We start from the raw sequence: 11,414 nt of genomic DNA, 5'->3' as shown, positions 1-11,414 counted from the left end.
GCGCTCCCAAATGGCCGTGCTCACAACGTCTCCTCCTTGGGGATCATCACGTCGACACGGCGATTCTGGGCGCGGCCTTCCGGTGTCGCATTGTCGGCGATCGGTTCGTCTTCGCCCTTGCCCTCGACCATTATTCGCGAGGGGTCGCTGAACCGCGGCGCCATCATTGCTTCGACCGCTTTCGCTCGGGCGACGGAAAGGTCGAAATTGGATTTGAATGCGCTCGATTTTCGCGGCTTCACATTATCCGTATGGCCAACGATCGAGATCGGTCCGGGCTCGGGCTCCAGCGCGGCGGCGATGTCTGCGGCAATCGGCTGAAACTCCGGGTTCACCTCGGCCCTGCCGGACTGGAACAACAGGACGTTGTTGATCTCAACCACAATGAACCTGCCCTGCGTGCCGACGGCCAGCCCACCGCGCGCGATATCCTTGGCCAGTGCTGTACGGATACGATCGATCTGGGTGGTGGTGGCGGGCGGGGCAACCTTCATCGGCTCAGCCAGCGGCACCACGCTGGCGCGTTCGATAGCGATCGGTGTCGAAGGATCGAGCGCCAGCAACCCGCGGGCAAGCGCCTCGCCCTCGTTGGTGATGAAGGCCCGCAAAGCGAAGAATGCCGCCGTCAGCAGCGCCGACGCTGCGGCCGCAACGACCCACAGCGGCAGCCGGGCCGGCGACTGTGCGCTTGACACCGCCAGGCTTTGCCAGTGGGGCGAGATGTCTTCGTCGGCGCGCGCCCTGAAGTAGCGAAGCGTCTCGTAGACGTCGCGCCGAACGCGTTCGAGATTGTTGTCTTCGCGCGCCAGGCCCCGATACTGGCCCTCGAATCCCAGAGACAGGCAGGCATGCATCAGTTCGAGCAAATCGTAGTGTGTTTCCGGGCTGGCCAGTATCTTGTTCAGCGCTTCGAAGAAGCCCGTTCCGGTGGGCGCGAGATGAAAGAACTGCGACAGCATGCTGTGCTGCGCCCAGGCGTCTTTCTTGGGCCAAGGCAGGTTGCCGATGAGATCGTCAGCGGTTTCGCAAAGGGCAAATTTTGCGATCCGCGCATCTTCTTCGGGAACGCCTGACTTCGCCATTGTCCGGTCCAGTTTTTCAATCGCCTCGGCCACATGCTCCGACAGTTGTAACGCTTGTCTTTCGACAGGCATGAGCCTGAGCTGGCCAAACAGCATCAGCAAAGGTGCGGCTGCGGCAAGGATCGGGTTTGCTGCGCAATAGCTGACGCTGTCCGTGGCATTGAGCAGGATCTCCTGCTCAATGCCTGGCTTCGGTGTCGCCGCGAAGGAGCCGTTTTCCGTCACTGCGCCGGGCTGGGCACCCTGATAAATTACGGTTCCGGATGTCCAGCCCGGCGGCATATGCTGACCGACACCCGGATCGAAAACCGTTGAATCCTTGACCGGCGAGGGACGCTGTCCGCTGTCAGGAACAGGCCCCTGAGGAGCTGGCGCCGATTTTTCCGCGCGGCGCGGTGCGCGAATGACGGTCTTGCCCGCCGGGCCGAAAGGATCGTCCTTCGAGCTCATCGCCAAACGTCCGTCCACGCCCGGTTCCTGCGTTTGCGCCACAGGCAAGCAAAACGATCCCTGGCCACGCGCATGAAACGCAGGCGCTGCTGACGAGGGCAGTGTCTGGAGGAAGGTCGGCTACAAAAAACTATCCCGCCGTAACATGACATGTGCCGCAGACCCCCAGGTCAATCAGCCTAACCCGCTGGCGAACTGTCGTATGTAATCCTAAGCTCAGAAACGGTCGATTGGAACCAGATGCCGGGCGGCGAAAGGATTTTTCTTCGCCAATTACAGCGCTGCGTCGCCTGGGCTCGCAAAGGACGCTCTAATACTTTCCACTTGGTAAATGATCCGTTCCGCAGCCCCAGGTCAGTCCGGCAAACCGGTCCGATTTCCAAGGCATGCGCCAGGTTCTGTCTTCCCGGCCTATTTTTGCTTGTCGGCTTTGGCATAGGCTTCACTGAAATAGGCCAGGAATATGTCCAGCATTCCGTTTTCGTGCGCTTCCTCCATGGTTCGCCATTTGGCGACAAAGGCGTCCCAAGCCAGGCTCTTCTTCGAGGTGAATGACGTGGGTGGGAGTTTTCTGCCGATCGCCTCGGGCGACAGGTCGTCAAGCAGCCGGGAGAGCGCAGCCTGCATGGCTGCGTAGGTGGCGAATTCGTGGGTCTTGAGGTCGCGGAAGGCATCTTCGATACTGTGCCTGGCATCGAGATAGCCGGCCCTGCGCCGTGCGAACATGATTTCAAGGATGTCGTCGGTTCCCGGGACGAACTTCAGGGGATTGTTATCCGCAGCACTGATCATCGTCCGGTGCGTGCTCTTGGCCAGTATTTTCGCAGCCGCACGTGCCTTCAGCAGCAAGGCCAGTTCCTCGACCACCGTCCGCAGCACCGCGCCGATTTCGGCAGCGACTTCATTCGGATCACGCGATTGAAGCATTTCCGGCGGGATGCCGGCTGCGATCGCGATTTCCCGCAGCACCTCGTCCCTCGGGAGGGGCGTGGGCGGCGAAGACGTCGGTGCCGGTTGTCGCTGCCCGGGCCGCTGCTCTAGCGGATTGAAGAAGGGCTCGTCTCCGAAGTCCAGCGGGCGGCCTGTCGTGACCGGCATTTCTCGTTGCGTCGAACCGTGCCTGTTTTGAGCGCCTGTCGTGGCGCGCTCGTCGTCGATCGATACCAGGATGACGTAGCGGCCGATCAGCAGGCGGTCGCCATGGCCGAGCCGGTGCGGGCCGGCGATGCGATGGGTCGATCCGTTGATGAAGGTCCCATTGCGCGAGACATCGTGCAGCCAGAACGCGCCTGCCTCGTAGCGAACGTCGCAGTGTCGGCCGGAGATGAACTTGTCCGGGTCGGGCAACGTCCAGTCACAGGCCTCGCGGCCGATTTCGAAGCTGCGATCACGAGCTGAGTAGCCGGTCGACATACCGGCGGGCACCGAGTCGACATTGTTGATCTGCAGCCTGATGAACATTCAAATCGCCGTCGATCGCCTGTCGGGCAACCTCGCCCAAGATACTCCATTATACCAGCAATTTGCGAGCGCGCGGCACAGAGGCATTCAAGCCGATGATTCTAAAGTTAACCACGCTGCAGCCCACCAAGCGGTCCCCTTTGGTCGTTGCAAGACATGTGCTAGGCTCAGTCAGAAACGAGCGGCGGGAGGGGCACGACCCATGCCGAACGAACGTGCCACGGTTGTGCAGACGCCGGTTGGCTCTGACCTGTTGACCTTCACGCACCTTGTCGGGCGTGATGAGATCAGCCGTTGCCTGGCCTATACGGTCGGCTTCGTGAGCAGCAGCCCCGATGTCGATCCGCTGAAGATGCTGGGCGGTGCTGTTTCGATCGAAGGTGAATCCGATCCGAAACGTTGGTTCAGTGGCCTGGTGTCCGAGTTTCGGCTGACCCGGATCGAGGACCGTCTGGCATATTACGAAGCAATCGTCAGGCCGTGGCTCTGGTTTCTCGGAAATACGACAGACTGCCGCATTTTCCAGAACATGAGCGTCATCGAAATCATCGAGGAGGTCTTCTCGAAATACAGCACGGCAAAATTCGAGAAACGCCTGCAAGGGTCTTACCCGCCGCGCGAGTACTGCGTCCAGTATGACGAAACCGACCTCGATTTCGTGCAGCGGCTGCTCGAGCACGAAGGCATCCTGTATTTCTTCGAGCATGACGAGGGCAAGCACACGCTTGTGCTCGCCGATGCCATGAGCAAACTCAAGCCGGCGCCCGGCTATGAGAAGGTGCCTTATCACTTTGAAGGGCAGGGCTCGCGGCGCGATGTCGAATACATCACCGAATGGATTCCAGGCAGTACGGTGCGGCCAGGTGCCTATGTCCATACCGACTATGATTTCGAGAAGCCGGGCGCCGACCTCATGGCCAAGTCCGCCCAGCCGTTCGGCCACAAACTGGCGGCGGGCGAGAATTACCGCCAGCCCGGCGCGCATCTCGAAGTGGGACGCGGCGACAGCCTGGCGGCAATCCGGCGCGAGGAAATTCAAGCCGTGCACCAGCGCATCGCCGCAGTCGGAACCGTGCGTGGCCTGTATTCGGGCTGCACGTTCAACCTGGACGGCTTTCCGCGCGAGGACCAGAACCAGGAGTATCTGGTGGTCAGCGCCGAATACCGGCTGTTCGATCCGGGTTACAGGGCCCTTGCCGACGTCGAAAGCGAGAACTTCAAGGTGATCCTGGGCGTGGCCCCGACCGCCTTGCCCTACCGTCCGCCGCGGATCACCCCGCGGCCGATCATGCGCGGCCCACAGACGGCGACGGTGGTCGGCCCCTCAGGTGAGGAGATATTCACCGACAAATATGCCCGGGTGAAGGTCCAGTTCCACTGGGACCGTCTGGGCAAGAAGGACCAGAACAGCTCATGCTTCGTGCGGGTCTCGCAGACCTGGGCCGGCAGCGGCTGGGGCTTCATCCAAATCCCGCGCATCGGCCAGGAGGTGATTGTCGATTTCATCGAGGGCGACCCGGATCTGCCGATCATCACGGGCCGCGTCTACAACGCCTCCCAGATGCCGCCTTACGGGCTGCCTGGGAGCGCCACGCAATCCGGCTGGAAGTCGGACTCGTCGAAAGGCGGCGGCGGTTACAACGAGCTGATGTTCGAGGACAAGGCCGGATCCGAACTGGTCAATTTCCAGGCGCAGAAGGATCATAACCTTCTGATCAAGAACGACCGCACCAAGCTGGTGCAGCACGACCAGTCGGACCGCATCGACAACGACGCCAAGCACTCCGTCGGCCACAATCTCGACGAGGACGTCGGCAACAACAAGACGGTCAAGGTCGGGGTCGACCAGACCACGGATATCGGCAACAACGACACCGAGACGGTGGGTGTCAATCGCTCTCTGACGGTAGGTTCAAACGAGACGATCGGCATTGGCGCGAACTCTACTGAGACCATCGGCGCCAACCACATGCAGACCGTTGCGATCGTCCAGACGATCACGGTTGGTGCGGCGCGCATCGATTCAGTGGGCGCTTCTGAAACCCGAAGCGTTGGGGCGGTGCAGACCAACACTATCGGCGGCTCGCGCTCGGTGACGGTGGGCGCGGCACAGTCCCACAACATCGCCGCCGCTGACAGCTGGGCGATCGGTGCGGGGCAAACGGTCAACGTCGCAGCCGACCAGAGTGTTACCGTTGGCAGCGCCCAGACTTTCAGCGTCGGCGCCGCCCGTAGCGCCAGCATCGCGGCCGACGATTCCACAAGCGTAGGGGGTGCTCATTCCCTCAGTGTCGCAAAGGACAGTTCGATCAGCGTCAGCGGGAATAGCTCGATCAAGGTAGGCAAGAAGCTGGTCATAGACGCAGGGGACGAGATCCTGATCCAGACTGGATCGGCAAAGATCATGATGAAGAAAGACGGCACGATCGCGATCGAGGGCAAGGATATTTCGGTCAAGGCGTCGGGCAAGATCAGCATCAAGGCGTCGAGCGATATCGCGATGAAGGGCTCGAAGATCAGCGAGAATTGAGGTGCAGCTATGAGTGACGTTCGCGAACGCATTGACGGTGTGGTGATCGGCATCTTTCTTGGTTTCGACGACGCCGCGTTGCCGATGGTGGTATTCCCCGGCAACCCTGAGGAGACAGCCTTGCCTGCGCGCAGTCTAACCGAACTGACGTCCGAGATGGTCGGCTCAGAGGTGGCTTTGCTGTTTCAGGAGGGCGACCCCATCAAACCGCTGATCGTCGGCCGCATCGTAGAGCCGGCTCGCAAGGCGTCCTCGCCGCAGGTCGTGCGCGACGGCGAGCGCATTCGCATCATCGGCGAGGAGCGCATCGAATTGCGTTGCGGCAAGGCGACGATCCTCATGGAAAAGGGCGGTCGCATCACCATTCGTGGCACCTTTGTCACCAGCCAGGCGAGCGCCGCCAATCGTATCCGTGGCGGATCGATCGACCTCAACTGATGTTGGCCGCAGCCAAGAAGCCGAATACGGAAGGCGCGCCGGGGCGGCAAATAGTACCCGACCTGGCCTGTGGATCGCTGGACCTGCCGCTTGGCCGTTCATCGTAGCGGAAGCGCGGTGGAGAACCGATGCAGCTCATTGTCTAGTATGTTAACTTAACTCTCGGCCCGCTTGTGACACCCCTCGCACTGCTACCGCTGTCATCTGCCGTGATATCAAGTTCCCATTCGTGTTAAATAGCAGCGCCAGTAGCTCAGCACGTTCGTTGGGGTCTTTTGACGTGTCTAATACATTCTTGCAGATGCTTTGCTACCGTACCCAAACACCTTTGCCGACCGGATTGGATTAGTGCCTTGCCGACGAGCTACTCTGCCTTGCCCACCAATCGGCCAATTTGCGACCCGCAAAACCCGCCGCTCCAGGCACACCAGCGGCAGTATCCTTCATTACGCCTTGGGGCGAGTCGTACATCTGAGCGCTGTCTGCCTCTAAGCGCCGACGCTCATTATCACTAGCAAGGTGGTAACATTGGTTCGAAGGCTCTCCGTACTCAGCACCTGGACAGTCCCAGTCGTTACTGGATATGACGCAGGCAGGCGGAACATTCACCGCGGCGACGACCGTGCACTGAAATCCACGAACCCACTGATTTACAGGCACAGATGAACTATTGCGAGACAGGAACGGTACCTATCGTGAAGCTCGTCTAAAGCGTGTCGCGATTTAGAGAATTCAGATTCCCCTTGATTTGAGTTCGTGATTCATTGCGGTTGAAGGGAGACCGCGATGGGCAAGCCGCTATCGCTTGAGTTGCGTAGGCGTGTTGCTGCGTGTGTCGAAGAGCGACATGGCCACCGCGAGGCTGCACGCCATTTCCGCGTTTCGCCTCGCTTTGTGAACAATCTGATCAAGCTGCGCAGGCAGACCGGCTCGCTTGAAGCGCGCCGGCAGGGTCATGTGGGCGGCGGCTAGCTTGAGCCGCATGCCGAGTTTGTCCGCTTGCGGTTGGCCGAGACTGGCGAACTAACGCTGGATGAGCTTTGCGTTGAGCTTGAAGTGCGTGGTGTGAGCGTGCACCGCTCAAATATCGGGCGCCTGAAGGCGGCCAGAACCTTCGACGCACTCTGCGAGGCTCTCGGCGATATCTGCCTCCTGTTCGAGCCGGCCGAATGCAGAAACTTCTTCAAAGCTGCCGGATATGAGGCAAATTAATCGCGACACGCTTTTAACTAAGCTTTATAGGCGGCGACAAATTCGTTGCACTCACGCGCATCCGAAGGGTTGATTGGAGGCGGGTCCGAGATCGCTCAGCGTCTTGAGCTTGAACTCCTCGGCCTTCTCCGGCAGCAGGATGATCGCGTAACCGTTGTTGATCGCGGTCGGCTTCAGCAGCGTCAGCTGCAGGCTGTCCTCATAGTACTTCTTGACGGTGCTGTAGATCTGGTCGTCATCGCTGGTCAGCTCGCCCTTCACCCGGCGAGCGCGGTGCCGGTGTACTCCGGATAAAGATCGATCTCGCCGCTGGTCCGCGCGGTATGGGCAATCTGCGTTGCGCCTGGGTTGAGGCGTTTCTCCACCTCGATGCCGGCCTTTCCAGCGCCTGCGCGTAGATATCGGCGACGATGAACTGCTCGGTAAAGTTCTTGCTGCCGATCTTGACCGGCTCGGCATGCACTGACGCGCCTGCCATCAGAGTGGCTGCGAGGCCGATGGCCGCAGCCCTTGGCTTATTGGAAAACAGGTGTGACCCCTGTTGAAGATGTGCCAATCTGATGGAGCGCGGAGAAAAAAGGCAGGTCCGATCATGCCAATCGCTCCTCCAAAAGGGTAAAAAACTCCATCATGCCACGCCACCATGAAGACATAGCCGCTCAATCTCGGCATTACGCAACGTCAGTATAGATCAACGCGCCGAATGGCCGCGTGATCCCTCGCGAAGCGATCGAGCATATTGATCAGCACATCGAAGGCCTCCTTGGAGGAGTCGAACCTGTCTACGACGATTTCAATTGAGTCTTCTTCGAAGAGCTGGACGCCGCCGAACACATTGGCGGCAATCTCCGGATCAATATGCGGCAGTACAAACGCTCCGTCTACTAAAGCGTTGGCCCATGGAGTTATCCAGTCTTCGACGGCCGCTATGTCGGTAGGGGACTGAGGGCCTCTCATTGTCAGCACGAGACGGCGCATTCGCGACGTTATCGTAGCGTCGATCGTCAACACGAACTGGAGCCTAATCCGACGCGCGGGGTAAACCGGGCGACCGTCAACCTCGTCGGGATACGGCAATTCGTGGCGGTTGCCATTCGCAGCGGCCAGTAATTCCAGAGCGATATACGCATCGGTTTTTCCGGACGCCACCAAGCTCGAACGCAGGCACTCCAGGAAACGACCGTCGATGGCGGCCATTTCGAGATCGGCTCGAAACGTGTGCGTATCGAAATTCGTCCTGTGGACGACGAACTTTGGCGCAATCGCTCCCGCAGTGAAACCACCCCGAGCGCCGATGTCGGCAACGGCGCTCAACATCTCAAGGATCTCGGCGCCATCGACGGCTTCAGCGGCGGTTGCCTGAAACAGGAAACGTCCGTCCAATACGGGCTGACCGGGGAGAATGGCGCGCATCAGCTTGCCGTGTTGAACCGGTTATACCAGCGCTCTGTGGCGGTGCCGTCGTCGGTTTCCACGTCGAAGCTCTTCGCAAGTGACTCAGCGCGCTCGATGAGCGGACGCAGCAGCTGATCCACCTGTTTGTAGCCGGGAAGAGTGTCACCCCGATTGACGTCGCCCAGTTGCGGCAGCTTGTCGGCTCGAAACACCAGCCCCGTTGGAAGCTCGGTCACGGATACCGGATTGGAAACGGATCGGGCGAGCGTGGGAGTACCCCCAAGCTCACCGGCCAACTCCGTGTCGATCATGGTCAGCCAGTTCACAGTTTTGACGCCATCGCGGCCAACTGCCCAGAGATCGTTGATTCCCACTAGCAGATCGAGACCAGGATGGCGTATCGATTTGGCCCACGCGAAGGACTGGCTCTCCTCTTCGAAATAAGGCGACGTCTGCAGAGCATGTCCAGCAGCGGCATATCGAACCGGCAGCGAATGGCACGTGTCGAAAAAATAATCCTGTATGACTTCATGCAGCCCTTCATCAGCTGGCACGGTCAGTTGAAGAAGCGCAAGCCGGTCGAATTCCGGGTCGGCAAATTGCGCTTCCTCCGAGTGCACCTTGAACATCCAGCGCGGCGTATCATTGTAGGCTTCGCCATCCTTCAGTTCGATCGATATGAATTCTCGCGTGGCGCCGGCTTCCGCTAGCCAGGAAGGCAGCATTTCTAGGGTCTTGGCGTTAACCTTGGCATGCTTGCTCATCGTCTCGGTCGCGTAAAACCGAAAGCGTTTCTCGCCGACGACCGAAATCCAGCGCCGGTAGGCGGCGAGGAACGCGGAGGCCTGTTCCCGCAACGGACCGGCAATGAAAAAATTCATAGCCAATACGTGGCGCACTTCGTGCAGCCCTTCGGATTGAAGTTCCAAACTTGACGGTTCCACGCCTACGTCCTTCCGCAAAGACTATACATTGGTGCAGTCACAATTGCCCTTTTTGGCTTGCGCATCCTGCGGCGTCATACAACGCACCTTGTCTACTTTCGTGCCGTCGACCTTGAAGTCATTGTAGTCGCCTTTTTCTTTTGCGGTCATCATCGATTTTCCCGATTTGCCGATGGATTTCATTGACAACTTTGTAGCGCGGCCTGCCTGACCGGTGCCTTGTGGATCCAGTTTCTTGTTGAGCGCTTTAGAGTCGCACGGGAATTTGGCGTCGACGATGTCCCATTTTCCGGTCTTGGGATTCTTCACCGCGGTGTCGGGGATGCGCATTTTCCCTTTGATTTTCTGCCGGGGCGAGGCGCGCACCTTGTCCTCGGCGCGATTTTTGGTCGTCAGCTTGCCGGACTCCGTCTTTTCGCGCAGCTGGTGAGCAACGCAGGAATGCTTTCTGTTCGCCATTCGCTGGCAGCTTGCTGCGGCGTCCCGTTTTGCTTTGAACGGATATGCCTTCTCGTCGCAGCATGAGATAACGCATGCTATCATCTGTTCCCCGGTCATGCCTGCAAGAGGAATCTGTATGTTTGGCATCGAAGCGTCCTAGAGGCAGACCGTGTTCTTGTTGTTGCTGGTCATCTTGTCCGAAAGCCTGCACGCGCCCTTGCCTTGGAGGTTCACGTCGAACGAGAAGGATATCCATTCGGCGGCCTTCATGTTGACGTTGGATACAACCCCACCGAGGGTGCCGGCCTCATCACCATTGCTGCTTGCATACTTCGACGGCTGATGCGCACACATGTTGCCGCCATCCGCCTTCACGGTCGTCGTGCCGCCGCTGAGCGAGTCCGACCGAGCAATATTCGGATAGGGCAGGGGAACGGGAGGTGCCGGAGGCGCGGGGGTCTTACAGACATCGGGCGCCGTGGCCATCGCAATGCCGTTCGAGCCCTTATGCGCAAGGCTGAGATTGTTGATCGCGACTGTCACGCTCATTGTGTTGGTCCTTCTCCCAGGTCCAGCAGAACAGCGGCTCTTGCGCCGCCGGACGTTGCAGATCCGCAAATGCAGGCGAAACGTCCCTCAAGCATACCGGTCCTGCGGCCGACTGCAGCTAGGATCCCTGCCAGCACTCCGAAGGCCGCACCGGTCTCGCCAACGCGATTTGCCGTGACATTAAAGCTTTCGTCCAGTGCAAACCGCGAAGAAGCTCTCATAAGAGCGTTGCCGAAACTGTCCGTACGCCAGATCTCGCCGTTCAAATCCACAAACAGATGTCGGATCGGCGTTTCACGCTGGGCAAGGGGGGCTGTCGCATCAAGCAAGGCGCGCGACAATGCCCGGCCGAGATAGGGTCCCGGCGACTCATCTGCGATCTCCCGTGTCAGCCCGCCGCCGATTACCTGCACGCGGTTCCGCGATGTCGCGGGTCCCACAAGCATCGCGGCCGCCGCTTCGCCTGGTATCAAACCGAAGGGGTTGGTATCCGTCTTGAGACGCTGGTGCGCCTCGATCCAGTCCAGCGCGTCGGCGCCGATGTAGCTGTCTGTGGCGACGACGATGCAATGGCGCCGGCCGCCGTTGGCGATCCGGTTCATTGCCGTGGCGATCGCCATGACGCCGCCAGCCTGATCGTATTGGCCCGTCACCACTTCTCCGAGCGAGAATGCAGATTCGACCGAGCCTCGGATTTTCTCCACGAGCGCACGCGCGTCTTCGGGACCGAATCCGGGCCGGTAGGCAGGCAGAGACAAAAGCAGGTCCGCTTCCTGACCTCCCGCATCCGGTTGGGTGAGCATGTCGCGAATGGCGGCCAGGGCGAGTTCCGCCATTCTATCCGCCTCGCGTGTGCTTTCGACTGCCTCGACGAAGGCCATGCTGACGCGCTCTCCACCAGCATCGATGAAG

Annotated in this window: 12 protein-coding genes and 1 pseudogene; 4 read left to right on the top strand and 9 right to left on the bottom strand. The window is 59.7% G+C overall.

All coding sequences use genetic code 11. From position 1 onward, the window contains the following. Positions 1-20: 20 nt before the first annotated feature. Positions 21-1,532: a type VI secretion system protein TssL, long form gene (gene tssL / locus AC0NID_RS28710; protein ID WP_473455877.1), complete on the bottom strand. Its 1,512-nt coding sequence runs from the start codon at positions 1,530-1,532 to the stop codon at positions 21-23. 411 nt (positions 1,533-1,943) lie between these two features. Further along, the gene (tagH, locus tag AC0NID_RS28705; RefSeq protein ID WP_473455825.1) at positions 1,944-2,993 is read right to left on the bottom strand and encodes a type VI secretion system-associated FHA domain protein TagH; all 1,050 of its coding nucleotides are present in this window, start codon (positions 2,991-2,993) and stop codon (positions 1,944-1,946) included. A 202-nt stretch (positions 2,994-3,195) separates the two neighbouring features. Between tagH and AC0NID_RS28700 the strand changes: the two genes are divergently transcribed. From AC0NID_RS28700 to AC0NID_RS28685, 4 genes and pseudogenes are all read left to right on the top strand, one after another. Then, a complete protein-coding gene (locus tag AC0NID_RS28700; RefSeq protein ID WP_473455823.1) occupies positions 3,196-5,523 on the top strand; it encodes a type VI secretion system Vgr family protein in 2,328 nt (775 codons plus the stop codon). A gap of 9 nt (positions 5,524-5,532) precedes the next feature. Further along, the gene (locus tag AC0NID_RS28695; protein WP_473455822.1) at positions 5,533-5,961 is read left to right on the top strand and encodes a DUF6484 domain-containing protein; all 429 of its coding nucleotides are present in this window, start codon (positions 5,533-5,535) and stop codon (positions 5,959-5,961) included. 786 nt (positions 5,962-6,747) lie between these two features. Next, positions 6,748-6,933, top strand: a complete 186-nt coding sequence (locus tag AC0NID_RS28690) for a hypothetical protein (protein WP_473455821.1) — start codon at positions 6,748-6,750, stop codon at positions 6,931-6,933. Positions 6,934-7,053: 120 nt separating this feature from the next. Beyond that, positions 7,054-7,173 (top strand): annotated as a pseudogene (locus AC0NID_RS28685) (IS630 family transposase); the annotation flags it as partial. 51 nt (positions 7,174-7,224) lie between these two features. Here AC0NID_RS28685 and AC0NID_RS28680 read toward each other — a convergent pair. The 7 genes from AC0NID_RS28680 to AC0NID_RS28650 all read right to left on the bottom strand — a co-directional run bounded on the left by AC0NID_RS28680 (position 7,225) and on the right by AC0NID_RS28650 (position 11,383). Further along, a complete protein-coding gene (locus AC0NID_RS28680) occupies positions 7,225-7,434 on the bottom strand; it encodes a glycine betaine ABC transporter substrate-binding protein (protein ID WP_473455820.1) in 210 nt (69 codons plus the stop codon). Beyond that, positions 7,431-7,538 carry a glycine betaine ABC transporter substrate-binding protein gene (locus AC0NID_RS28675; protein WP_473455819.1) on the bottom strand — a complete coding sequence of 36 codons (108 nt, stop codon included), beginning with the start codon at positions 7,536-7,538 and terminating at the stop codon, positions 7,431-7,433. Before AC0NID_RS28675 ends, AC0NID_RS28680 begins: the two co-directional genes overlap by 4 nt. Positions 7,539-7,854: 316 nt before the next feature. Continuing rightward, entirely contained in the window at positions 7,855-8,586 is a 732-nt protein-coding gene (locus tag AC0NID_RS28670) for a hypothetical protein (RefSeq protein WP_473455818.1), read from the bottom strand. After that, complete coding sequence (locus AC0NID_RS28665; RefSeq protein ID WP_474033355.1) at positions 8,586-9,512, bottom strand: type VI immunity family protein; 927 nt, start codon at positions 9,510-9,512, stop codon at positions 8,586-8,588. Before AC0NID_RS28665 ends, AC0NID_RS28670 begins: the two co-directional genes overlap by 1 nt. 21 nt (positions 9,513-9,533) lie before the next feature. Beyond that, entirely contained in the window at positions 9,534-10,100 is a 567-nt protein-coding gene (locus AC0NID_RS28660) for a hypothetical protein (protein ID WP_473455815.1), read from the bottom strand. A gap of 9 nt (positions 10,101-10,109) precedes the next feature. After that, positions 10,110-10,502 (bottom strand): DUF4150 domain-containing protein, encoded by a 393-nt coding sequence (locus AC0NID_RS28655; protein ID WP_473455814.1) that lies wholly within the window; start codon positions 10,500-10,502, stop codon positions 10,110-10,112. Beyond that, complete coding sequence (locus tag AC0NID_RS28650; RefSeq protein ID WP_473455813.1) at positions 10,499-11,383, bottom strand: hypothetical protein; 885 nt, start codon at positions 11,381-11,383, stop codon at positions 10,499-10,501. Before AC0NID_RS28650 ends, AC0NID_RS28655 begins: the two co-directional genes overlap by 4 nt. Positions 11,384-11,414 lie beyond the last annotated feature (31 nt).

This window comes from Mesorhizobium sp. WSM4821, assembly GCF_055901555.1.
The sequence above is the reverse complement of the archived record's forward strand: the minus strand, read 5'-3'. Positions and strand labels throughout refer to the sequence as shown.

What these genes read in the sequence shown, in the direction of transcription:
- AC0NID_RS28700 (WP_473455823.1), top strand. Translation starts at nt 3,196, where the DNA reads ATGCCGAACGAACGTGCCACGGTTGTGCAGACGCCGGTTGGCTCTGAC.
- AC0NID_RS28650 (WP_473455813.1), bottom strand. Translation starts at nt 11,383, where the DNA reads ATGGCCTTCGTCGAGGCAGTCGAAAGCACACGCGAGGCGGATAGAATG.
- AC0NID_RS28660 (WP_473455815.1), bottom strand. Translation starts at nt 10,100, where the DNA reads ATGCCAAACATACAGATTCCTCTTGCAGGCATGACCGGGGAACAGATG.
- AC0NID_RS28655 (WP_473455814.1), bottom strand. Translation starts at nt 10,502, where the DNA reads ATGAGCGTGACAGTCGCGATCAACAATCTCAGCCTTGCGCATAAGGGC.
- AC0NID_RS28690 (WP_473455821.1), top strand. Translation starts at nt 6,748, where the DNA reads ATGGGCAAGCCGCTATCGCTTGAGTTGCGTAGGCGTGTTGCTGCGTGT.
- AC0NID_RS28670 (WP_473455818.1), bottom strand. Translation starts at nt 8,586, where the DNA reads ATGCGCGCCATTCTCCCCGGTCAGCCCGTATTGGACGGACGTTTCCTG.
- tagH (WP_473455825.1), bottom strand. Translation starts at nt 2,993, where the DNA reads ATGTTCATCAGGCTGCAGATCAACAATGTCGACTCGGTGCCCGCCGGT.
- tssL (WP_473455877.1), bottom strand. Translation starts at nt 1,532, where the DNA reads ATGAGCTCGAAGGACGATCCTTTCGGCCCGGCGGGCAAGACCGTCATT.
- AC0NID_RS28695 (WP_473455822.1), top strand. Translation starts at nt 5,533, where the DNA reads ATGAGTGACGTTCGCGAACGCATTGACGGTGTGGTGATCGGCATCTTT.